The sequence below is a fragment of the Salinimonas lutimaris genome (assembly GCF_005222225.1).
GTDB classification, from domain to species: domain Bacteria; phylum Pseudomonadota; class Gammaproteobacteria; order Enterobacterales; family Alteromonadaceae; genus Alteromonas; species Alteromonas lutimaris.
Window position 1 is genome coordinate 3,180,969 of record NZ_CP036536.1, and the last position, 23,658, is coordinate 3,204,626.

At 49.3% G+C, this 23,658-nt stretch carries 23 protein-coding genes; 8 read left to right on the top strand and 15 right to left on the bottom strand.

The genetic code is table 11. The annotated features are described in order from the left end of the window. Nucleotides 1-32: 32 nt before the first annotated feature. The 9 genes from bamA to rpsB form a co-directional block, all read right to left on the bottom strand. Nucleotides 33-2,513, bottom strand: coding sequence for an outer membrane protein assembly factor BamA (gene bamA, locus EZV72_RS14015; protein WP_137167812.1), 2,481 nt, complete (start codon nt 2,511-2,513; stop codon nt 33-35). Nucleotides 2,514-2,575: 62 nt separating this feature from the next. Beyond that, nucleotides 2,576-3,928 (bottom strand): sigma E protease regulator RseP, encoded by a 1,353-nt coding sequence (gene rseP / locus EZV72_RS14020; protein ID WP_137167813.1) that lies wholly within the window; start codon nt 3,926-3,928, stop codon nt 2,576-2,578. Then, nucleotides 3,928-5,109, bottom strand: a complete 1,182-nt coding sequence (ispC, locus tag EZV72_RS14025; protein ID WP_137167814.1) for a 1-deoxy-D-xylulose-5-phosphate reductoisomerase — start codon at nt 5,107-5,109, stop codon at nt 3,928-3,930. The genes rseP and ispC overlap by 1 nt, the downstream gene beginning before the upstream one ends. Then, the gene (locus tag EZV72_RS14030; protein WP_137167815.1) at nt 5,109-5,972 is read right to left on the bottom strand and encodes a phosphatidate cytidylyltransferase; all 864 of its coding nucleotides are present in this window, start codon (nt 5,970-5,972) and stop codon (nt 5,109-5,111) included. The genes ispC and EZV72_RS14030 overlap by 1 nt, the downstream gene beginning before the upstream one ends. A 55-nt stretch (nt 5,973-6,027) precedes the next feature. After that, nucleotides 6,028-6,795, bottom strand: a complete 768-nt coding sequence (uppS, locus tag EZV72_RS14035) for a polyprenyl diphosphate synthase (protein WP_137167816.1) — start codon at nt 6,793-6,795, stop codon at nt 6,028-6,030. Between the two features lie 8 nt (nt 6,796-6,803). Continuing rightward, nucleotides 6,804-7,361: a ribosome recycling factor gene (gene frr / locus EZV72_RS14040; RefSeq protein WP_137167817.1), complete on the bottom strand. Its 558-nt coding sequence runs from the start codon at nt 7,359-7,361 to the stop codon at nt 6,804-6,806. A gap of 25 nt (nt 7,362-7,386) precedes the next feature. After that, nucleotides 7,387-8,121, bottom strand: coding sequence for a UMP kinase (gene pyrH, locus EZV72_RS14045; protein ID WP_137167818.1), 735 nt, complete (start codon nt 8,119-8,121; stop codon nt 7,387-7,389). A gap of 182 nt (nt 8,122-8,303) precedes the next feature. Further along, nucleotides 8,304-9,176 carry a translation elongation factor Ts gene (gene tsf, locus EZV72_RS14050; RefSeq protein WP_137167819.1) on the bottom strand — a complete coding sequence of 291 codons (873 nt, stop codon included), beginning with the start codon at nt 9,174-9,176 and terminating at the stop codon, nt 8,304-8,306. 122 nt (nt 9,177-9,298) lie between these two features. Next, complete coding sequence (rpsB, locus tag EZV72_RS14055; protein WP_137167820.1) at nt 9,299-10,030, bottom strand: 30S ribosomal protein S2; 732 nt, start codon at nt 10,028-10,030, stop codon at nt 9,299-9,301. 348 nt (nt 10,031-10,378) lie between these two features. Here rpsB and map point away from each other — a divergent pair, with 348 nt between their 5' ends. From map to dapD, 3 genes are all read left to right on the top strand, one after another. Then, the gene (map, locus tag EZV72_RS14060; protein WP_137167821.1) at nt 10,379-11,170 is read left to right on the top strand and encodes a type I methionyl aminopeptidase; all 792 of its coding nucleotides are present in this window, start codon (nt 10,379-10,381) and stop codon (nt 11,168-11,170) included. A gap of 159 nt (nt 11,171-11,329) precedes the next feature. Continuing rightward, nucleotides 11,330-13,981: a [protein-PII] uridylyltransferase gene (gene glnD / locus EZV72_RS14065; RefSeq protein WP_137167822.1), complete on the top strand. Its 2,652-nt coding sequence runs from the start codon at nt 11,330-11,332 to the stop codon at nt 13,979-13,981. Further along, nucleotides 13,978-14,802, top strand: coding sequence for a 2,3,4,5-tetrahydropyridine-2,6-dicarboxylate N-succinyltransferase (dapD, locus tag EZV72_RS14070; RefSeq protein WP_137167823.1), 825 nt, complete (start codon nt 13,978-13,980; stop codon nt 14,800-14,802). Before glnD ends, dapD begins: the two co-directional genes overlap by 4 nt. A gap of 68 nt (nt 14,803-14,870) precedes the next feature. Here the strand turns inward: dapD and EZV72_RS14075 are convergent, their stop codons facing one another. From EZV72_RS14075 to EZV72_RS14085, 3 genes are read right to left on the bottom strand one after another with little or no spacing between them, the layout of a single operon-like run. Further along, on the bottom strand, nt 14,871-15,320 hold the full coding sequence (locus tag EZV72_RS14075; RefSeq protein WP_137167824.1) for a flavodoxin: 450 nt from the start codon (nt 15,318-15,320) through the stop codon (nt 14,871-14,873). Between the two features lie 20 nt (nt 15,321-15,340). Next, nucleotides 15,341-16,075 carry a pseudouridine synthase gene (locus tag EZV72_RS14080; protein WP_175405129.1) on the bottom strand — a complete coding sequence of 245 codons (735 nt, stop codon included), beginning with the start codon at nt 16,073-16,075 and terminating at the stop codon, nt 15,341-15,343. A gap of 3 nt (nt 16,076-16,078) precedes the next feature. Beyond that, nucleotides 16,079-16,393, bottom strand: coding sequence for a YqcC family protein (locus tag EZV72_RS14085; RefSeq protein WP_175405130.1), 315 nt, complete (start codon nt 16,391-16,393; stop codon nt 16,079-16,081). Between the two features lie 125 nt (nt 16,394-16,518). On the opposite strand from EZV72_RS14085, the gene EZV72_RS14090 reads away from it, so the two are divergent. Beyond that, complete coding sequence (locus tag EZV72_RS14090; RefSeq protein WP_137167826.1) at nt 16,519-17,583, top strand: DUF3549 family protein; 1,065 nt, start codon at nt 16,519-16,521, stop codon at nt 17,581-17,583. Beyond that, nucleotides 17,580-17,885, top strand: a complete 306-nt coding sequence (locus EZV72_RS14095) for a DUF3301 domain-containing protein (RefSeq protein WP_137167827.1) — start codon at nt 17,580-17,582, stop codon at nt 17,883-17,885. Before EZV72_RS14090 ends, EZV72_RS14095 begins: the two co-directional genes overlap by 4 nt. A 1,102-nt stretch (nt 17,886-18,987) precedes the next feature. Here EZV72_RS14095 and EZV72_RS14100 read toward each other — a convergent pair. Both EZV72_RS14100 and EZV72_RS14105 read right to left on the bottom strand, forming a co-directional pair. Next, on the bottom strand, nt 18,988-19,629 hold the full coding sequence (locus EZV72_RS14100) for a GNAT family N-acetyltransferase (protein WP_137167828.1): 642 nt from the start codon (nt 19,627-19,629) through the stop codon (nt 18,988-18,990). Between the two features lie 88 nt (nt 19,630-19,717). Then, on the bottom strand, nt 19,718-20,077 hold the full coding sequence (locus EZV72_RS14105) for a DUF3192 domain-containing protein (protein WP_137167829.1): 360 nt from the start codon (nt 20,075-20,077) through the stop codon (nt 19,718-19,720). A gap of 231 nt (nt 20,078-20,308) precedes the next feature. Between EZV72_RS14105 and EZV72_RS14110 the strand changes: the two genes are divergently transcribed. Continuing rightward, nucleotides 20,309-20,611 carry a hypothetical protein gene (locus tag EZV72_RS14110; RefSeq protein WP_137167830.1) on the top strand — a complete coding sequence of 101 codons (303 nt, stop codon included), beginning with the start codon at nt 20,309-20,311 and terminating at the stop codon, nt 20,609-20,611. Here the strand turns inward: EZV72_RS14110 and syd are convergent. After that, nucleotides 20,577-21,131 (bottom strand): SecY-interacting protein, encoded by a 555-nt coding sequence (syd, locus tag EZV72_RS14115; RefSeq protein WP_137167831.1) that lies wholly within the window; start codon nt 21,129-21,131, stop codon nt 20,577-20,579. The genes EZV72_RS14110 and syd overlap by 35 nt on opposite strands. Before the next feature lie 95 nt (nt 21,132-21,226). On the opposite strand from syd, the gene queF reads away from it, so the two are divergent. Continuing rightward, entirely contained in the window at nt 21,227-22,066 is an 840-nt protein-coding gene (gene queF / locus EZV72_RS14120) for an NADPH-dependent 7-cyano-7-deazaguanine reductase QueF (protein ID WP_137167832.1), read from the top strand. Nucleotides 22,067-22,134: 68 nt separating this feature from the next. Continuing rightward, nucleotides 22,135-23,658 (top strand): GGDEF domain-containing protein, encoded by a 1,524-nt coding sequence (locus EZV72_RS14125; protein ID WP_137167833.1) that lies wholly within the window; start codon nt 22,135-22,137, stop codon nt 23,656-23,658.

The following is a 23,658-nucleotide window of genomic DNA, read 5'->3' on the forward strand; positions in this document are numbered from 1 at the left end:
TTATTCGTTCGACGCACTCGTCAAAATTAATCTTAGAATGTTTGCCCGATATTGAATGTGAAGAACTTCGCATCATCGCCCTCACGATCCTGAATGGTCTTAGAGAAGCTAAATACCATTGGGCCCATCGGTGAAATCCATTGTACAGATAAACCGGCGGAACTACGATACTGTGTCCAGTCGGAATAGTCCAATAAAGTGTCACTGTTCACTGAGGTAGACTGCTGCAAATCTTTATATTTGTCATAGTCAAACTCTGTATCCCAGACGTTACCAATATCAACAAAGAAGCTGGTACGCACTGAGGAATCCATTTCTTCGTCAACAAACGGGGTCGGAACAATCAGTTCAAGCCCCCCCAGCGCCATGGCGTTACCACCTAAGCTTCGGGTCGATACTGCCACCTGGTCGTTCGATGAATTGCCTGCATAGACCTGGCCATCCGGACCGGTCAGACCGGTTGCCGGGATTCTGAATACCCCGCGCGGCCCCACTGTATTGTTCTCAAAACCGCGCAGTGTATCAGCACCACCGGCCGTGAAGTTTTCCGTAAACGGCAGAATTTGGTCACTGCCATTACTGGAGCCATAACCATTACCGTAACCTAAGCGCAGACGAGCCAGGACTGACCAGCGCTGGTCCCGAGACAACGGAAAATAGAATTTAGTATCAAATACCGATTTGAAGTAATTCACATCAGAGTTAGGCGTGGTGATACTGAATGTGGCGCGCTGCGATGAACCGGCTGTTGGGAACAGTCCACGGTTCAGGGTACTACGGCTCCAGCTGACACTGGCCAGGAAACTATCGTATTTTACCGGCGCTTCCGGATCGTCCTGACGGAACTGATTATAAAATTGCTCCGTCTGCTCATAATAACCGGTGTTATACAGCTCAACATTAGAATAGGTCAGACCAAAATTAATCCGGTTGATTTCATCAATCGGATAACCCACATTAGCCCCGACCGACCAACGCTTAGAGTTATACTGAATAACGTTGAAGTCTGAACCGTCAAATTCACTGTATCCCAGCTGGCCACCCAGGCTAATGCCATCAATGGTGAAAAACGGGTCGTTATAAGTCAGCTGAGCCGATTTCTGGTATGACACAGTACTCAGATTCAGGCCCACCTGTTTTCCGGTCCCCAGGAAGTTATCCTGCTGGATACCAGCCTGCAGACTCAGCTTAGTACGATCACCATAACCAATACCGGCATTAAACGAACCCGATGGTTGTTCCTCAACAGCAAAATCAACATCCACCTTGTCTTCTTCACCCGGGATCCGGGTGGTTTCAAACTCTACATTTTTCATGTAGGTCAGACGAGACAGTTGAGCTTTGGAAGACTCCAGCAGATTATTGGACAACCATGCGCCTTCCATCTGATTCACTTTCTGACGCAGCACATCATCAGCGGTAACGGTATTGCCTTTAAAGTTAATCCGGCGTACATAAATACGTTTGCCCGGGTCAACCGATAAAGTCAGCTTCACCGTTTTATCTTCATCGTTAATTTCTGGCACCGTGGTTACGGTGGGAAACGCATAACCGAAACGACCGAGATATTTAGAAATAAACTCTTCGGTGTAGGTCACTTCTGCCTGGTTATAAAGCTCGCCGGCGGTCAGTGGTAATACCTTTTCGATATATTCTTCGTTGCCCAGCAGATCCCCTACCAGTTCCACACCGGAAATTGTGTATTGCTCACCTTCAGACACATTCATCGCAATATAAATGCCGTCTTTTTCAGGGGTCATTGAAACCTGAGTCGAGTCCACGTTAAAACGCAGGTAACCCCGATCCAGATAATGATTGCGCACCGTTTCCATGTCACCCTGCAGTGTTTGCTGCTGGTAACGGGTTTCGGATAAAAAGTCCCACCATGGCGTATCAAACTGCAATTCCAGATCTTTCATCAGTTCATCATCAGAGAACTTTTTGTTACCCACGATGTTGATTTGCTGGATTTCCGCGGCGTCGCCTTCTTCAAATAGCAGTTTCAGGTCAACCCGGTTACGGGGCAGCGGTGTGACGATAGCTGACACATCGGCATTGTATTTACCAATGCTGTAGAAGAAGTCCTTCAGACCATTTTCGATGGAGGTTAATACGGTACGGTCAAGCGGTTCACCCACCCGAACGCCGTTGCCATCCATACTTTCCTGAAGCTGTTCATCTTTGATGTCATCATTGCCTTCGAAAATAATGTTACTGATGGTAGGCCGCTCTGCCACTTTTACCACCAGAGTATTTCCGTCACGCAGCATTTCGACGTTTTCAAAGTGCGTGGATGAATAAAGAGACCGGATCGCCTGGGCAATTCGGAAAGAGTTCATTTCATCGCCAATTTCTACCGGCAGATAGGTCAGTGCTGCACCCAGTGCAACCCGTTGCAGTCCCTCAACCCGAATATCCTGGACGACAAAATTGTCTTGTTGGCTTGTTGCCGCTTGGGCAAAGCTAGCACTGGAAACTAATGCTCCGGCTGCTACTAACTGTGTAAACTTCATCTATTCTTTTTATCCTGCGCCGCGTTGCTTTGATGTGTTGGATTATTTAGCGCTACACCTCATCAGGCGATACGGCTAATATCGTTAAAGATGGCAATACCCATAACCATCAGGAGTACTACCCCTCCAATCCGGAATCCCCATTCCTGTACTGTTTCAGATACAGGCTTCCCGGTTAACCATTCAATGGTGAAGTACATCAGATGACCACCATCGAGCATAGGAAGAGGCAACAGATTGATTATGCCAAGGTTGACACTAATCAATGCCAGAAAGCTCAGAAAATATACCAGACCATATCCCGCGCTGACTCCAGCGCCCTGAGCAATAGATATTGGCCCACTCAAATTATTCAGCGATACATCACCGGTCAGCAGTTTGCCAATCATCGACACACTCAGTGTCATTAATCGCCAGGTTTTATCCGCTGCTTTACCCAATGCTTCCACCGGTCCGTACTGATGTACAAATACATAACCATCAGGCCAGGCATCAAACGTTGGGCTGACGCCCAGGTAACCGGTCTGCCCCTGTGGCGTATCGCGCCGGGCGATAGTGGCATTAACCGACACGGTTTGTCCATCCCGTAACACGGTTAGTGCAACTTGTTCACCTGGCATATCGCCAATGGATTGAACCAGTGATGACCATTCTTGAATTGGCTGACCATTGAACGCCTGCAATTCATCCCCCACCTTCAGGCCCGCCTGTTCAGCGGGGCTGTCAGGCGCAACCACTGCCAGCGTCAGCTGTGCATCAGGTCGAAACGGGGTGATTCCCAGGCTGCTTAATGCAGACTCTTTTTCGGGGTCAAAGTTCCAGTTGTTTACATTCAGCGTGGTATTTTGCGTACTGCCCTGGGCGTTATTCACCGTGACCGGAATCGCAGATTGTCCGATAAAGGATACCAGTTCAAGGTTCACCGCTTCCCAGTCGGCGGTCTCCCGCTGCCCTACAGCAGTTATTTGTGCACCAGAGTTAAGTCCTGCCTGCGCCGCAATAGATGAAGGTGCCACCTCACCAACAACCGGCTTAACTGTCTGCAGGCCAATCAGGTTCATCACGAACAAAGCAAAAATGGCAAAAATAAAGTTTACCGCCGGGCCTGCCGCGATAATTGCCATGCGCTGGCCAATCGATTTATTATTAAATGCCCGGTCTTTCATTTCATCCGGAACAGTATCTACCCGCTCGTCGAGCATCTTTACATAGCCGCCCAGCGGAATCGCCGCTACGGCAAACTCGGTACCGTGTTTATCAGTGCGACGCCAGAATGGCTTGCCAAATCCAATTGAAAAGCGCTCGACATGGACCTTACACAAACGGGCTACATAAAAATGCCCCCACTCATGAACCGCCACCAGAATACCCAGTGCAATGATAAATGCCCCAAGGCTCCACAAAAATGACAACACTACATCAACCCTCTGATCAATTCTGCTGCGGTATGGCGAGCGAGTTGGTCTTGCTCAAGAATCTGTTGGAGTGAGTAAACGTCAATAGGTTCCATCTTATTCAATGTCTGCTCGTTGATTCTGGCAATATCACTAAAGCGAATCTGACCGTCCAGAAAAGCAGCCACAGCGACTTCGTTAGCCGCATTCAGACGGGTGGTGGCTGACTGGCCAACCCGGCAGGCTTCAATGGCTAAATATAAGTTGGGAAAGCGTGACCGGCACGGGGTAGAAAATGTGAGGTCAGCCAAAGTAGCAAAATCCAGCGGCCCGACCCCGGCATCAATCCGCTCCGGATAAGCCAGACCATAGGCTATGGGGGTGCGCATATCCGGGTTGCCCATTTGCGCAATCACTGAACCATCAACATATTGCACCATAGAATGAATGGTGCTTTGCGGATGTAGCACGACGGTAATGTCGTCCGGCGATGCTCCGAACAGCCAGCATGCTTCGATAAATTCGAGCCCTTTGTTCATCATCGTTGCTGAATCCACGGTGATTTTACGGCCCATGCTCCAGTTAGGGTGATAGCAGGCTTCTTCTACCGTGATGCTGTCAAAGTCAGTCAGCGGACGTTCCCTGAATGGACCGCCCGAGCCGGTCAGCAAAATACTGCTGATACCGGATGCCGGCAGATTGCCGTAGGTAAAGGTGTGCGGTAAACACTGAAAAATAGCATTATGTTCACTGTCGATAGGCAAAATGGTCGCCCCCGACTGTTTGGCGGCATCCATAAACAAAGCACCGGACATCACCAGCGCTTCTTTGTTTGCCAGTAGAACACGCTTGCCCGCTTTTACCGCTGCCAGAGTGGGTAACAAACCCGCTGCGCCTACAATGGCGGCCATGACGGCATCGACTTCCGGAGCGCTTGATACATCTTCCAGCGCTTTGACACCACACAACACTTCAGACTGCACACCCATATCCGCAGCTAACGCTTTGGCTTCGGTGTAGCGCTGTTCATCGGCTACCACCACATAGCGCGCGCCGCAGGCCAGAGCCTGTTCCATGAGGGGGCGTAACTGGCTGTTGCCGGTAATAGCGAAAACCCGGTAACGTTCCGGATGACGTGCGATAACATCAAGGGTGCTGCAACCAATTGAACCGGTGGCCCCCAAAATCGTAATTGTCTGCATCAGGCCATCCAGGTTACATAACAAAATGCAAACACCGGAAAGGCTGCAGTAAGGCTGTCGATTCTATCCAGTACACCGCCATGCCCGGGCAGCAGTTTACCGCTGTCTTTAATACCCGCGCAGCGTTTGAGCATACTTTCATTTAAATCGCCCAGCGCCGATACACCAACGGTAATCCCGCCAATCATCAGATGCAGCCAGATCATCGACATCGCCACGTGATAATGCAGTGCAGCAAACGCAATGATGGCCACAGAGGCGGTCACCCCGCCCAGCAATCCTTCCAGAGTTTTGCCCGGTGATACGTTCGGGCGCAGCTTATGTCGACCAAACTTCACCCCGACAAAAAATGCGCCAATATCCGCCGCCCATACAATACCCAGTACGTAGAAAATCAGTGAAGAACCGTAGAAAGGATCCACATCGTGCAGGCTGGTGCGCAGGCTCACCACCGCAACCCAGGTTGGAATCAGGGTAAGCGCGCCAAACAGCACACGGATGCTTTTACTGTTACGCCAGAAAGCAGAATAACGAGGATAGGCGATTATCATCGCCAGTGACACCACCCACCACAGTGCAGCGATGCCTAAAATGAAGTGATAAAGGCCGTGCAGCTTGCCCTGATACCAGATTTGCGATACATCAACAATCGTCGACAAAAGCATACACACCGCAAAGGCTGCGACCATGAGGGCGAATTTTTTAGGACGTTCACATATCCCTGACATATTCGCCCATTCGTAAGCACCCAGACCGATGACACCGGCAATCGCTACTTCAAACCACCAAATGGGCAAAAATAAAATTGCAATCAGCGCCAGCGGCGCCAGGATTAATGCAGTTATTATACGTTGTTTTAGCATAGTGGCTTCCGGCTCCTTTGGGTCAGCCTGGTTACTGGCAAGTTCAGTATTAGCGTCAGACGCTAATCTGTTCACCGGTTAAGCCGAACCGGCGCTGGCGAATATTGAAATCGTCGACAGCCTGCTGAAACACTTCTTCAGTAAAGTCAGGCCAAAGTACGTCAGTAAAATACAATTCTGCATAAGCACATTGCCATAATAAGAAGTTACTGATTCGACGCTCGCCACCGGTACGAATCATCAGATCCAGTTCGGGTAGGTTGGCAGTTGAAATATAGCTAGAGAGGCTCTCTTCAGTGATATCACTAACCTGCTGTTTGCCGTCCAGCACGTTTTGAGCAACCTGTTTGGCTGCGTGGGTTATATCCCAGCGCCCACCATAGTTAGCAGCAATATTAAGGACCAGAGACTGGTTGTCCCGGGTTAATGCTTCTGCTTTTGCAATTTTGGCCTTCAATTTATCGTCAAATGCAGACACATCACCGATAACCTGTAAGCGCACATCGTTTTTATGCAACCGCTTTACTTCGCTATTCAACACTAAATTAAACAGCTCCATCAGTACACTGACTTCTTCTTGCGGGCGCTTCCAGTTTTCACTGCTAAAGGCAAACAGTGTCAAAGACTTGATTCCCGTGGTTCGGGCAAAGCGAACAACAGCACGAACAGAATCTACACCTGCTTTATGACCAAATGTACGAATTTTGCCTTTCTTTTGAGCCCAGCGACCGTTGCCATCCATGATGATGGCAACATGCTGCGGCCCAGCCTGTTCTGGCTGGGCCGCTTCGGTCCGGGCGGGTTGTGACCGCTTAGATAACATGACCGCTTTTAGACTTCCATTAGCTCTTTTTCTTTCTCTGCCAGTTTCACATCAACTTGCTTGATGAAATCGTTGGTCAGAGTCTGAATATTTTCTTCTGCTGCGCGACTTTCGTCTTCGCTGATTTCCTTTTCTTTAAGTAGGTCCTTCACGTCACCGTTAGCATCACGACGAATGTTACGAATGGCAACTCGCGCTTGCTCAGCTTCGGCTCGAACCACTTTGATCAGGTCTTTACGACGCTCTTCAGTCAGTGGCGGCATAGGGATACGGATTGTGGTACCAGCGCTCATTGGGTTTAAGCCCAAATCTGCCTGCATAATCGCTTTTTCAACCGCTTGCGTGGCACTTTTGTCAAACACTGTCAGCGCTAGTGTGCGGCTGTCTTCTGCTACCACGTTGGCAATCTGACGCAGCGGCGTGTCGGCGCCATAATAAGACACCTGAATGCCGTCAAGCAGGCTTGGGTGAGCACGGCCGGTACGAATTTTACTTAACTGGCTTTTCAGTGCGCTGATGCTTTTTTCCATACGCTCGCGCGCATCTAATTCAATTTCATCAATCACGATTACTTTCCTATTTTATTGCTTTTCAGTCTTGAGCATGGTCGATCAGCGTACCTTCTTGCTCACCCATGACCACACGTTTCAGGCAACCCGGTTTATTCATGTTAAACACACGAATTGGCAGGCTGTGATCACGTGCCAGCGTAAAGGCAGACAGATCCATTACTTTTAATTCTTTATCCAGCACTTCGTTGTAGGACAAGCGCTGATATAACTGCGCTTCCGGATTTTTCACCGGGTCATCACTATACACACCGTCTACTTTGGTTGCTTTTAACACAGCATCGGCTTCGATTTCGATACCGCGCAAACAGGCAGCTGAGTCAGTGGTGAAAAACGGGTTACCGGTACCGGCAGAAAAAATCACCACCCGGCCAGATTTCAGCAGGCTGATAGCTTCTGCCCAGTTGTAGGCATCGCACACGCCATTTAGCGGAATGGCTGACATCAGGCGGGCGTTAACAAATGCACGGTGCAGTGCATCACGCATGGCCAGACCGTTCATTACGGTAGCCAACATACCCATATGGTCGCCCACAACCCGGTTCATGCCGGCTTTCGCCAGGCCTTCACCACGAAACAGATTACCACCACCGATAACCAGGCCAACCTGGACACCCAGCTCCACCAATTCTTTGATTTCCTGAGCCATCCGGTCCAGAACTTTCGGGTCAATGCCGAAACCTTCTTCGCCCATCAGGGCCTCACCGCTAAGCTTTAGCAAAATTCGACGATAGGCTGATTTTGGTGTGATACTCATTGTTTGATTTGTCCTCATAAACGCGGCTTGTCGTATTTCTCGCTATGCAAGAAATGGGACAAGGCGGCTAAATTATTCTGATAAACGACGTTCGCGCCGACCAATACTTACAAAAAAGCACCTCCGAAGAGGTGCCCGTAGTGTATCTGACTATTGCGTTATGCAAAAGTGAAAGGCCAGAATTATTTCTTAGCAGCAGCCATTTGAGCAGCAACTTCTGCAGCGAAATCTTCTTCTTTCTTCTCGATACCTTCACCAACTTCAAAACGGATGAAGTTGTGAACGTCTGCGCTGTTGCTCTTCAGCAGGTCACCAACAGAAACAGAAGGATCTTTAACGAAAGGCTGACCAGTCAGGCTGATTTCGCCAGTGAATTTCTTCATACGGCCAGCAACCATTTTCTCAGCGATGTCAGCTGGCTTACCAGACTGCATAGCGATATCGATTTGGATGGCTTTTTCTTTTTCCACAACTTCAGCCGGAACTTCTTCAGGCTTAACAAACTGTGGGCTTGCCGCTGCAACGTGCATAGCCACGTCTTTAGCCAGCTCTTCGTCACCGCCAGTCAGGATAGAGATAACTCCGATACGGCCGCCGTGTACGTACGCGCCCAGGTTGTCACCTTCGATGCTAACAACGCGACGAGGAGAGATGTTTTCGCCGATTTTGGCTACCAGGTTCTCACGAACTGTGCTGATAGTTTCGCCATTCAGCTCTGCATTGTTCAGCGCTTCGATGTCATTCAGACCCTGAGCGTGAGCAACGTTAAGAATTTCGTTACCGAACTTCAGGAAACCTTCGTCACGAGCAACGAAGTCAGTTTCACAGTTCAGTTCAAGCATGGTTGCGCGGCTGCCTTCAACCTTAGTCAGGATCACACCTTCAGCGGCGATACGACCTGCTTTTTTCGCAGCTTTCGCCTGACCAGACTTACGCATGTTATCAATCGCCAGCTCGATGTCACCATCGGTCTCAACCAGCGCTTTTTTACAATCCATCATGCCTGCGCCTGTGCGCTCACGTAGTTCTTTAACTAGTGCTGCAGTCACTGCCATTTTTCAATTCCTCAGCATTAATATTTAATGGTAAAAGGGGCATTTGCCCCTTCATAGATATTCTTCGGATAATATGACAGCGGCATGTCAAACCATGACGCTGTCATAAGAGCTGGTAGCGATTACTCAGCTGCTTCTACGAAGTCGTCCTGCTCAGCTTGCGCTTCCAGGTTGCTGTCGCGACCTGAAGCTACAGCGCTTGCAGCGGCTTCAAGGTACAGCTGAATTGCACGAATCGCATCGTCGTTACCAGGGATAACGTAGTCTACGCCATCTGGGTTAGAGTTAGTATCTACCACACCAACAACCGGGATACCCAGGTTACGTGCTTCAGTTACTGCGATGTGCTCGTGGTCAGCATCGATAACAAAGATCGCGTCAGGCAGGCCGCCCATGTCTTTGATACCGCCCAGGCTGTTTTCAAGCTTGTCCATTTCACGCTGAAGCATCAGCGCTTCTTTTTTAGTCAGCTTTTCGAACGTTCCGTCCTGGCTTTGTTGCTCAAGGTCTTTCAGACGCTTGATTGACTGACGAACTGTTTTCCAGTTAGTCAGCATACCGCCCAGCCAACGCTTGTTTACGTAGTACTGGTCGCATTTCAGGGCTGCTTCTTTAACTGCTTCACCAGCTGCACGCTTGGTACCAACGAAAAGGATTTTACCTTTTTTCGATGCAACGCCAGAAAGGTAGTTCATCGCTTCGTTGAAAAGCGGAACCGTTTTTTCCAGGTTGATGATATGAACTTTGTTACGCGCACCAAAGATGTAAGGCTTCATCTTAGGATTCCAGTAACGAGTTTGGTGACCGAAGTGAACACCTGCTTTCAGCATGTCACGCATTGAAACATTAGCCATGATTTTTTCCTCAATATTGGGGTTAGGCCTCCATACACCCCTTGTATCGATCCGGCGAACCGGACACCCCGATAACAAGTGTCGGTGTATGTGTGTTATTAAGATTAATCGTACCTGATTTGCGCCACAACCAAGCCAGTCAGAAACCGTCTTTTTTATGGCCAAACAAACAGGCGGGCGCTTTATACCATGACGACCGGTCTAACTCAAGTTAAACGCCCTATTTAACTGCCTTTGCCTATACACAGTGCTGATGAACAGTTACCATAGGTGCATTGTTCTTGATCCGTGCGTATTCAGCCTTATTAAGAAACCAGTTATTCATTATCACAATGTAAGAGGATTCCGGTGGCAGCAATTATAAAAACTGCAGAAGAAATCGAAAAAATGCGCGTGGCAGGCAAACTGGCCGCGGACGTTTTAACGATGATCACACCTTATGTAAAAAAAGGCGTGACAACAGATGAACTGAACACCATCTGTCATGACTACATCATCGAACACGGTGCAACGCCTGCTCCGCTGAATTATGGTCATCCGCCGTTCCCAAAATCGATTTGTACTTCCGTGAACCACTGTATCTGCCACGGTATCCCGTCAGACAAAAAACTGAAAGACGGCGATATTCTGAATATTGACGTGACCGTTATCAAAGATGGCTATCATGGTGATACTTCAAAAATGTTCATCGTGGGCAAACCGGCGATTCTGGCCGAGCGCCTGACCCGCGTGACCCAAGAATGCCTGTACAATGCGATTAAACAGGTGAAGCCCGGCATGCGCTTAGGTGATATCGGCCATCTGTGCCAAACGCACGCTGAAGCGCATAACTATTCAATCGTACGCGAGTATTGTGGTCACGGTATCGGTGCCGGTTTCCATGAAGAACCACAGATTGTGCATTATGGTCGTCCGGGTACAGGTGAAGAGCTGGTACCAGGTATGTGCTTTACCATTGAACCCATGGTCAATGCTGGCAAGCGCTATTCCAAAATTCTGCCGGATCAGTGGACCGTTGTCACCAAGGACCGCAGTCTGAGCGCTCAGTGGGAGCACACCCTGCTGGTTACCGAAGATGGTGTTGAAGTATTGACTCTACGCGATGAAGAAGATCTGCCAAGGGTTATCAGCCACAGCTAATCCCCGGTTTTTATGCATGATGGCGGCCTTCCGCTGCTGTCATGCATAATGAGTATTTATTCAATTTATCCTCCTCTTTATGCCATATTTATCTGCTGCTAAAGCCTTTCATTCATGCTAAGGTGCGCCTGATATCTCCACACAGATAAGGGACCACCATTGAGTTTGCAGAAGTTAATCACTCAGGTTGAAAATATTTCGTCTGCTGACGACCTGCCCGGCATCAAACAATGCGTGAAGGACAGTTATCAGTGGCTCACGGCCTCATTTAATGAAGCGCCGGTCAGTCAGCTGGTCACCGGAAGAGCGCAGTTTGTTGATGCCCTGCTACTGCATATGTGGCATTTACTAAGCCTGGATGATGTCAGCGATCTGTCGCTTTGCGCTGTGGGCGGTTATGGCCGTGGTCATCTACAACCTTATTCTGACATTGATTTGCTGATACTAAGCCGCAAACCGCTTAACACTGATGTGCAGGAGAAAGTCAGTCGCTTTATTACCCTGTTGTGGGATATCCGGCTTGACGTGGGTCAGTCGGTCAGAACTATCAAAGAAACTGTGAAGCTGGCTAAAGACGATATCTCCATTGCCACAAATCTGGTGGAAAGTCGCTTACTGATCGGCAGTGAAACGGTTTTTGAAAGTCTGCAGGACGAGCTTAACGCTCGCAGTTACTGGAGCAGTCAGTCTTTTTTCATCGCAAAATACGATGAACAGCGTGCCCGACATGCAAAATTTAATGGCACGTCATACAACCTTGAACCCAACATTAAAGAAAACCCCGGATGCCTGCGGGATATTCAGTCCATTGGCTGGGTGGCCAAAAAACATTTTAAAGAATACGACGGCTGGAATCTGGTCGGCCATGGGTATTTTACCGAAGATGAACACAGCGAACTGATACGCAGCAGAATGCATTTGTGGCGCATGCGCTTTGCCCTGCATCTGGTGGCCGGCCGTTCTGAGAACCGTTTACTGTTTGACTACCAACCTGATGTGGCAGAGCGCCTGGGCTATGGCCGGGAAGGAAAATCATCGGTTGAGCAAATGATGCGGGATTTCTTTCGCACGGTGCGCCAGGTTAGTGAGCTGAATAAAATGCTGTTGCAGCGGTTTAAATATGACATGCTTAATCAGGGTGTGAAAGAGCAGATCATCATCAACGATGACTACTGGCTGCTGGATGGCATGATAGCCCCGCGTCATGAGAAGGTGATTACCACCCCTGAAGCCATGCTGGATTTTCTCGCCGTGGTCGCCGACACGCCGGCAGTCTGCGGACTGGATACCGCCGCTATTCGGCAGCTGCGTGATACTCGCCGCGACTATGAAAACCACTATTTTGTTGAGCGTGAGAGCTGTCGCAAAAAATTAATGGCCCTGTTCCGTCATCCGCACTTTTTTGATTATGCCTGGGATATCATGCATGAGTACGGTGTGTTACAGGCTTACCTGCCTGAATGGGACAAAATTGTCGGTATGATGCAGTTTGACCTGTTTCATGCCTACACCGTGGATGAACATACGCACCGGCTGGTAAAACACGTCAATCGCTACTTCGACCCGACTAACCATGAGTTCCCCCGTTGCAGCCGCATTGTACGTAACCTTGATAAACCTGAGCTACTCTACATTGCTGCCATATTTCATGATATTGCCAAAGGTCGTAATGGCGATCACTCGGTACTGGGGGCTAAGGATGTGCGCACTTTTTGTGCCCAGCATGGCATTAGTGCTCAGGATGCTGACTTAATCGCCTGGCTGGTGCACAACCATCTGCTGATGTCTGTGGTTGCTCAGCGCCGGGATATTTACGATCCCGATGTTATCAGTGAATTTGCCACCGCCGTGCGCAGTCACAATCATTTGAATCAGTTATATGCACTGACGCTGGCAGATATCCGGGCCACCAACGATAACTTGTGGAATGACTGGAAAGCATCACTGCTGCGCGAGCTGTACCTGATGACCCAGAAGGCTCTGGATAATGGACTGCAATGTCAGGCCACACTGGATGAACGGGTCAACACACACAAGCAACTGGCCCGTCAGCTGCTGGCTGAAACCGGTACTGACCAGATTAAAATTGATGTGTTGTGGACACGGCTTGATGATGATTATTTTGTGCGCTTTAAGCCCGCACAAATCGCCTGGCATACGCAGGAAATTATCGATGCTGAGCAAACCTTGTTTACCGATGATCCGGATACCCTGCTGATCCGCGCCAACGACAGTAGTGCTAAAGGCGGCACAGAGATTCTTATTTACGGCAAGGACAGAAAAGCGCTGTTTGCGCAGGTTGCCTCTGTACTGGACAGTCGGAACTGTTCGATCCATGATGCGCACATTACGGTTACCCGCGATGGCTATATTTTTGATAGCCTGCTGGTTCTGGAAAATGATGGCTCCAGACTATCGTCTGAAAGCCGCACCAAAAGTTTGGAAGAAGCCGTGCTTAATCAGCTGAATAAGCCCGGTTTTTCCCATGATAATAAACGTAAGCTTCCGCGCCAGATGCGCCAGCTTAACGTCCCTACAAAAGTTCGTTTTTTCAATCTGGGGGATGAAAATACCCTGATTGAACTGGAGGCACTGGACGCCCCGGGAATACTGGCCAAGGTCGGGCATGCATTCGTCGATCGCCACGTCACCCTGAAACTGGCTAAAATTGCCACAATCGGGGAGCGGGCGGAAGATATATTCATTGTCAGCAACGATGAAGGACGTGCCCTGAGCCAGGAACAACAGGTAGAATTGAAAAAACGTATTCTGTTCAAACTCGATCAACTTGAAGATATCAATATACCATGACTGAACTACAAACTATTATTGAGCAAGCCTTCGACAACCGTGATGAGTTGTCTGCTGCATCTGCCCCACAGGACATTCGTGATGCAGTCAACAAGGCCATTGATATGCTGAATGACGGCAGCGCCCGCGTCGCAGAAAAAATCGACGGTGACTGGGTTGTGCACCAGTGGCTTAAAAAAGCCGTACTGCTGTTTTTCCGCCTGCACAACAACGAAATGATCGAAGGTGCAGAGAGCCGCTTTTTTGACAAGGTGCCACTGAAGTATCGCAACTACAGCGAGCAGGATTTTGCCGCTGACGGCGTACGTGTTGTGCCACCAGCCGCGGTTCGCACCGGCTCATTCGTCGGTAAAAACGTGGTAGTAATGCCTTCTTATGTCAACATCGGCGCTTATGTGGGTGAAGGCACGATGGTCGATACCTGGGCTACAGTGGGTAGCTGTGCTCAAATTGGTAAAAATGTTCACCTGTCTGGTGGTGTGGGAATTGGTGGTGTGCTTGAGCCACTTCAGGCTAATCCGACAATCATTGAAGATAACTGCTTTATCGGCGCCCGCTCAGAAATTGTGGAAGGCGTGATTGTAGAAGAAGGCTCGGTTATCTCAATGGGTGTATATATTGGTCAGAGCACCCGTATTTATGATCGCGAAACCGGCGAGATCCATTACGGTCGCGTACCGGCAGGTTCGGTCGTTGTGCCAGGTAACCTGCCTGGCAAAGACGGTAACTACAGCCTGTATGCTGCCATTATTGTGAAAAAAGTGGATGCCAAAACACGCTCTAAAGTGGGTATTAACGAATTGCTGCGTAGCGCCGAGTAATCATAGGGCTGCACCAGCTGAACGTACACTGATAAAAAAAGCGGCTAAAGCCGCTTTTTTTGTATAATCTAGCTGGCGAACAGCTTATCTTTGATGCCATTAACCCACTCTACCACGTCGTTTTCCGGCTCCAGCGTTTCAATCGCATCCACTTCCAGCATATCCGCTACAGCGTTACCCTGTAGTTCCAGCAGTAATTCATGCATATGACGACCGCCTCCACAGAAGTTATCGTAGCTACTGTCTCCCAGTGCTGCTACCGCAAATGGCTTTTGATTGAGCAGCGGAAACTCATCTTTTAAGTCGCTGTAAACAAACTCCAGATTAGGCGGCACATCCCCTTGTCCGGTGGTCGAGGTTACCACCAGAATAGCGTCTGATTCGGTAAAGTCTGTCACCGCAGCATCTTCAAATAATTCGCAGTCATAGCCCTGAGAGGCCAGGTTTTCTTCAACCTGCTCAGCCACGTGTTGCGCATTACCATAGACACTACCAACGAAAATGCCCAGTTTTGCCATTTTTATCACCTATCTGCTTATTAATTAACTTTAAATTCTTCCCAGCACGCCAGCAGTTTATGCATGGCATCGTGCACCGGACAATGGATATCCAGCCATTTCCCGCTTAACGGGTGCTGTACGCCTAATCGAGTACAGGTGAGGGCCAGGTTAGTAAAATTAAACTGTTGCCGCATAAATTTATTTTGCTTGCCGTCGCCATGGGTGGTGTCACCGATGATTGGGTTGCGTAGATGCACCATGTGCCGGCGTAGCTGATGTTTACGCCCGGAGTGAGGAAACAGCTTTACATAGGTATAACGCGAGCTGGAATATCTGCCCGACTGAAAAGGCAGCACAAAGCGCTGCACCGGGGTATAGAAAGTACAGGCCGGTTGTGGGGGAATGGCCCCGCGATCCTTGTCGGCAATTTTATCAGCCTTGAATTTGAGCGCATAATCTACCATGCCGTCAGCATGAATATGCCCGCGCACAATCGCCGCGTATTCTTTTTGCACAGTCCTGGCCATCATCTGCTGGCCGACCTCACTGGCAATCTGACCAGAAAAGGCAAATAACAGAACACCGGACGTTGGCCGGTCGAGCCGGTGTACCGGAAACACATGCTGGCCAATCTGGTCGCGAAGCATCTGCACCGCAAAACGGGTTTCGTGTTTGTCAATTGGGCTGCGATGCACCAGCAGACCACAGGGCTTTTCAATGGCGATCAGGGTATCATCCTGATACAGGATGCGTAACGGTGTATCAGTCATCATGAATTATCGGATTTTACTCAGGTTGTCGAGCACCATCAGCAAGTGGACTAACGGCATATGTTCCTGTCCATAAGCTTCATGAGCCATGGGAGCCACCGCCATGTCCGCAGGTAACTGCTGATGCAGCTGAACATGTTCACGTATACCGGGCAGGTAAATAAACTGCAGCCATTGTTCAAACGATAGCGTATCGATGGCAAATGGCTCCCGGGAGGCTAGCGCAGAGGGCTCGGGCTGCGTTTCGCTCCACAAGCGGGCCGCTTTGAGATAAGCGATAATGTCGTCTAATTTGGCGTCTATAAAAGCAATATCAGTCACAATTTACTAACTTTACAACAGGGTTAAAAATTTTACCCAGTATAGCAAGGCCAGACTGGCTGGTCATCGGCTGTTTGGGTGGGTAAACTAGGCGTCTTTTCACCCCCCTGAACTTTAGAGGCATTATGAGCGCAGAACGTATCGAGTCGATCAGTGAGTTTTTACTTCATGCTGGCACAAACTTTAGCGTACTTGATATGGGCCGGGGCATGGCAGAATTGCCTGCGCAGACGTTCCTGGAAATAGAAAACGGTCAACGTGTGGTCCCCTGGCCACGCCAGCAACACGCCTGGTTTGCGGTTATTTTCTGGAATAATCAGCCACAGGCACAAGAATATATCTGGTTTTTAAAGTTTCCGGTGGATGAACAGGGATTGCTGGTCACAGCCACCCGCAACCATTTTTTACAGATTATTGTTGATGCGCTGGGGTCAAGCCTGAGTGAAGACACAGAAAAAGCAGAAAAACTGCCGGATAACCCGTATACCTTTGTACCCAATCAGTCTGTTATGGCTCAGTTCAGTGCATTCACCCGCCAGTTATTTAACAAGCCTCTAGCGAAGGGAGCAACTGAAGTCGAGGAATATATCCGTCACCCGGCCGTTATGGACTGGACTAAACTGTCGGTACAGGCTATTGCTGATGTCGCATTGCGCCTGCCCGATAAAGCCCTTAGCGAGCCTCTGATTCGTCAGATGGACTTATATGCGGCTGACTTTATTCAGACCTTGTTGCATGCGGCTGAAAATACGCCTCTGCCGGATGAATTTGAGCAGGCGCTGGTGACTACCCTTGAGCAGGGTCTTACCCCCGATGATGAAAAACGTCTGGATCTGGCTCGCCTGCGCGCCCTGGCGAGCAGCCAGCCGGCGCCCCGTGTTCAGCGCTTACTGACACAGTTACTGGCCCCTGAGCAACCGGTTGACATGGATACATTAAGTGTCATTGCAGGCCGGCATTTTGTGCAGTTTGATGAGTCCCTGCTAAAAGCCTTTTTTGAACAGGTGGCGATGGTTGATGAGAAAAAGCAGTTTAATGGTGCGCTGTTTCAAGGCTTTTTTGCCGATCTGGTGCGTTTACCCGTATTACGCGACCAGGTGCTGGCCTTGCTACGCACCCCTGAGCGCAGCGACAGTCTGGCTCGCGCTATTGGGACCTTGTTCTCACAAACCCGGGGAGCACAGTCGTGACACTGGGTGAGGTAATTCTGCTGTTAGTCATGGTGGTTGTGGCCATGCAGTTTTGGCGTATTCGCAGTATCAGTGAACAGGCTAATCAGCAAATTGCCCGCTATTGTCAGACCCATAATCTGCAGCTGCTGGCAGTGGCCAGAAAACAAACCCGTTTGTCGTTTCGTTATGGCAAGCTTGACTGGCTATCGGTATTTATATTTGAGTTTTCCGGCAATGGAGAAGATAAGTATACCGGTGAAGTGCAGATGATAGGACGCAACGTCATCAATACTGAGTTGCTTCCCTACCGGGTGAGTTAGCGTTTGAGACTTTGCCGTCGTCAAAAACGTCAAAAAAAGCGACAACAATATTGCTGCCGCTTTCTTTGAATTTTGAGCATCCATCTCTGCTGTCCGTAGCAACAGGTCAATCATGACCTAAATCCATGTACGCCCTTTCCCTCTTATCCCGCAAGTCCTGTGCGGGCTGCCGTTCCATTGACAGTTCCCTTTTCCATTGGTCCTTACATCACAACACATCCTTCATGTTGCAACCCTCGTCCCTGAGGTGGTCCCTAGACGCCTGCCTGGCTTAACTCCCTCTCCTGCCGGTGTTCCATGCCGGCTCCTGTGCATCCCTGCTACGTTGTTCCTTTAACGTAATCTCACCCCTGAGATGTCCTTTTTTGCCAATCCCTGGCCTGTCTTCCTTTTCACTCCCTGATTCTCTTCCATGATTTCCGCAGGTCCGGCGCTCCCTGCCGACACCTGCGCTTCCCTGCAGCGTCAGTTCCCTTGACGCACACTCACTACAGTGAGCATTCCTTTGTGCCTGCCTGGCATATCGTCCCTGATTACCCACACTCCCTGTGGGCTCACGCTCCTTGTTTAGCCTGACACTCCTTGTGCCAGCTTCCCTGCCGCTCGCCTCCCTGCGCGCTATCCCTTTAACGCCGATCCCTTTGGCGTATTACCATCCACTGGCTTGTCCTTCGACCATACCGGCCGTGTTCCCTTTCCTTTAACCTTATTCCTTAAGGTGTCTTCATCTGTGAAGATGTCCGGGCTCACTCCTTTGAACTGTCCTTTGTCCTTAAGTCCGTTTCTCAACCAATCCGTGTTGACTAACTGTTCCCTAAGTTCCAATCTAGTTCGTGTCGTCCTGACTCGTCGTGTCTCCCTGTGACAGAAACTATAGTACGACTCACAAAAACCTTTGCGACCGCTATTTCAATATTTTTTCGTGTTAATCTGATTACTGAATCTGAATAATCTTATTTTTCTATTAATTAACAATTAGATACGAGAAAATCATACATCTTTCGTCTAATAAAAAGGGAGAAAAACCTACAAAAATGTACGAAATGTCTTACATGGGTTGTCCTAAATTTCTACAACATTCCCATGTCGCTGATCGAAACTTTTATGCACCTGGTCTTATTTTGAACAATAACTGGCCTGTAACGCCGGCTACCTGAAGAGATTTCAATACGCTAAAGCCACAATCCTGAAACAAGGACTGATAGGCAGGTAAGGTTGCAAAAACCGCCGCTCCGTTTGAGGTGACAGACTCACCAACCACTGTTTCGATGGCACCGACCAGAATATGTCCCATCCCCTGATGCTGGTATTCAGGGTGAACGGCAATCAGGGAAATCATATGACAGGATGGATCCGGCAAGGCTGAGAAAATCTGGGTTTCTTTGTCTACAAACTGACGGGTACCGGCTAATCCGGCGGTCAGCATCATCTTAAACCGCCAGTTCCATAATCTGGCCGGCGTGAACCCCGCGTACGGCAGACAAAGACAGGCAACCGCCAGCAAACGGGATTCGTAGTACAGCCCCAATATGACCTGCTGACTGTCCCAAAAAGCGGTTAGTTCCTGTTTCAGTGCTTGTCGTAAACGACTTTCAAAGCCTTCTCTGGCTTGATCAAAAATCACCGACAGAACCGCGTCATCATGATAAGCCGCGTATAGCACCGAGGCTGCCGCATTCAGATCATCCGGGCTCAGATAACTGGCAGTGATATTATCGGCAGAGATAGAATGATTGACGGACATGAGCGCGCTCCGTTTGATAATGGCAGGCTTGACTGTTCAGATAATAGCCAGATTTATTATCAAAAGAAACGCATATGGTTAAAACCGGTTACAGATACCCGTATGCGCTGTCGCCCCATCCGACAAGCTGGCCGTTTTTAAACACCAGCGGAGTGCACTCATCCTTGGTAGTCAGGCCATCTTCCATGGTGCGCTGTGTGCGATAGTAAAGTACCCGATAGGTGCCATCATCTTTTTGATGCATTTCACTGAAATCCGCCACCCCCATTTTATTGACAACCTGTTCAAAGGCTGTGCCGGTGCTCAGATTGGCAATGTGCTTACGGTTATTGAATTCCCGGTCTTCCCATTCGTTGTTGTAACCTTTTCCATTACCATCAACGGAAATCACACAGCCAGATAACAAAACCGGTGCGCTGACAGCAAGAGCAAGCATAAGCATTTTCATGAGTGTATCCCTTTCAAATTTTTTATTTATTAATGTGTGTAAAACAAAGTAAACAAATTGCAGGCCAATTATATCCTTTTGTTTTTAATGCCTTTTTATTTTCACTGTGATAATGAATTTCACAAGATTTGAGAATTTTGACTAAATTATGGTGAGTTTCGCATTACTGGCTGTATAGTGACGCACAGGTTAATCATGCTAAATTATACTTTTCTCTTAAACAGGTTTGTTATGGGCAGTGATGTGATACAGCAACTGGTGATGCTAAGCCACCAGCTTCATCAGCAAGGGCTTCAGCCCAGCGTCGGACTACTTCGAAGCAAAGCACCTATGAAGGTCAGTGTGACGCAGGCCATTGATGCGATTAAACGGTTTAACGCCAGTGATAAAGCACCAGCGCCCACCAAGACTGACGATGCCCGCTCAATCGATGCGCTGCAAAAACGAGTGGATACACTGGAAGCCGCCGTCGCCGTACTGGAGCAACGGCTAAATAAGCTCACTCAGGCAGACGCGGACTCAGTGACTGAATAAAAGACACCAAATCGGGGGCCAGTACTTCGGTGGCTTTTTTGCCCACCCGTTCCAGCAGTACTTCTGCGGTCTGGTTGTCGACAGTCAGAATCAGCTCATCATCACTGGTTAAACCAAAAAACAGTGTTTCAGGCTGTTTCAGGCGTCGCTTCATCAACACATGCCCGATGAGATTTTCCTGCAAACGCTCAAAATCCTGCTGGTTAATGACCTGCAGCAGTTCACAATCTCCCTGTGCTGCGGTAGCCGGCAGATTTTCTGAATAATAACAGCGGAAAAATTCGCAATACTGGGCATTAAGCTTAAGTTCCAGCGCCTTTTCCACTTCCACAAAGCTGCCCGGCTGTGTCTGCCTGACCGGTCGCCATGCCACCTGTTCGCCGTCTGTGGCCGGATGGCGATGACAAGGTGAATCCCAGCCGGCTTCATACGTCACTTGCAGTGGCCGCCCTGCTGCATCCGCCTTACTCAGCAGGCTGGTAATAAAACCGTCAAGCACCTGGTCTATAGTTTGTGACATAAGCTGATAACATCCTCATTTTGATAAGTTCGGCAAACCGACGATTTGATCGTACAATTCACGATAATGCTAAGTTTACGTTTTATCAGGTTGTTATGACAAACAAATACACCACATCACTCCCCGAAGGCCTGACGCTGGGCCAGAGCGTGGATTATGAAGCCAATTATAATCCGGCGTTGTTGCAAGGGGTGCCCCGGGCACTGAGTCGCGATGCTCAGGGTATTCGCGCTGATGCGTTACCTTTTGATGGCCATGACACCTGGACGGGTTTTGAACTGTCCTGGCTTAACCATAAAGGCAAACCTCAGGTGGGTATTGTAGAGTGTCACGTACCGGTGACCTCAGCCAACCTGATCGAGTCAAAATCGTTCAAGCTGTATCTCAACAGCTTCAATCAGACCCGGTTTGCGTCCACCGCCAGTGTAAAAGACACACTGACCCGGGATTTATCTGCCTGTGCCGGCGAACCCGTGAATGTGAGCGTCTATCTGCCACAGGAATTTAATGGATTTGATATTCGCGATTTGCCCGGCGAATGTATTGACGATTTGGATATCGAGGTGGATAGCTACACGCCAGACAGCAATCTGCTACTGACTACCGAGCAGCATGTTGAAGAAACCCTGGTCAGCCACCTGTTGAAATCAAACTGCCTGATTACCAGTCAGCCGGACTGGGCCAGCATCATCATCCGTTACCACGGGCAGCAACTGGACCGTGAAGCCCTGTTGCGCTATCTCATCGGTTTTCGTCAGCATAATGAGTTTCATGAACAGTGCGTGGAGCGCATATTTACCGATTTACTGGCCTTGCCCGGCATGCAGAAGCTGACCGTGCTGGCGCGCTACACCCGTCGTGGTGGCCTGGATATCAACCCGTTCCGGTCTAATTTTGAGTCTCCCTACCCTCGTCTCAGAACGGCCCGACAGTAATCGGGCAAATCGAGCTGGCTTATGCCACACTAACTATATAATCGTAAGCAATGGAATGAATTTCCTGCATGACAGAAAAGCAGTTACAAAAATTAAAAGACCAACATGTACTTCTGGCTCAATTCATTGTCCGACTTTCTGCATTTTATGAAGGATACTCTGACGAGCTGGATACCGAACTGCAAACCCTGCGCAGTCATCTGGCGGGCCAGCCTGATTTCACGCTGGCCCGGGTCAGTATGGACAAACTGGAGCGGCTTTTTCAGAGCAGTGAACAAAAACTGACTCGCTTTAATCATGCCACGATTGAAGTGGTAGAGCAGTCAGTAAAAAGTCTGCAACGCTCTTTTGCCCATGATGATGCCTTTAAGAAGCACACTGCCCAGCTGCTGACCAGTGCATCTCAAACCGAACATAATCTGTTTGCCCTGATAAAATTATGCCTCAACGTGATTGCGCTGTACCGGCAACTGCCGGCAAGCTCAGCAGCAGGACCTGGTCCAGCCCCGTCAGGCAATCAGCCGAGTTCTGCACTGTTAAGCGATAAATTCAGCGCAACCGTCCACAGTGAACTGCAACAGCTGCTCGACACCTACTCAACAAAACTGCCGGATAATCATCAGCTGGCAGATCTTCGTCAGCATCTTGATAATGGCCTGAGTCATCAGGATTTGCTGCAAACCTGCCTGATCATTTTACGGGTACTCGTGAAAGACTCGCTAAGCGAAGCGACGTTTTCCGGTAAAGTGATTCAAAGTCTGCATAACGCGCTGGGGGCAGTGAATAAGGATGTAAGCCGGAGCATTACCAAATCTCAGGACGTATTTGCCAGCCGGGTAAAAACCGACGATGACATGCTCAGTCAGCTATCCGTATTTGAGGATACTGTGAATGAATCGGCGTCTGTTGAGTCCTTGCGCAGCGAAGCTCAGCGTTGTCTGCAAAAAATGGCGTCCACGCTGACCGAACGTCAGGAGCATGAACAGACCGAACAGAACGAGCTTATGGGCTTGTTGCAGAATATGCAGACCCAGTTAACCACCTTAGAGCAACAGACCGAATTTTATCGCAGAAAACTGGCTGAACAGGTGATTGCCAGCCAGACCGACCCACTGACCCGACTACCAAACCGGCAAGCCTACAATGAGCGTATCAGTGCTTTGCGCCAACAGGCACGGGCGGCCAATACATCGCTGTGTCTGGCGGTGGCAGACATTGACCACTTTAAGTCGATCAACGACAAATATGGTCATGCTGCCGGCGACAAAACCCTGCAAATCGTTGGCAAACAACTTAAAAGTGGCCTGACCGGTACTGAGTTTATTTCCCGCTGGGGTGGCGAAGAATTTGTCATGATATTTCCAGCCACCGAGTTGGGTGTGTTAAAACAAAAACTAGACCGGCTCCGAACCCGCCTGACGGAGCTTCCGCTTAAATTCAAACAGGAGAAAGTCACCATTACAGCATCCTTTGGCGGTGCATGTTTTGGTCCGGACGACACCGCTGACAGTGTTTTTGAGCGCGCCGATAATCTGCTGTACAGCGCTAAACGCTCCGGTCGAAACTGCGTAGTTATCGAACAGGACAAATAA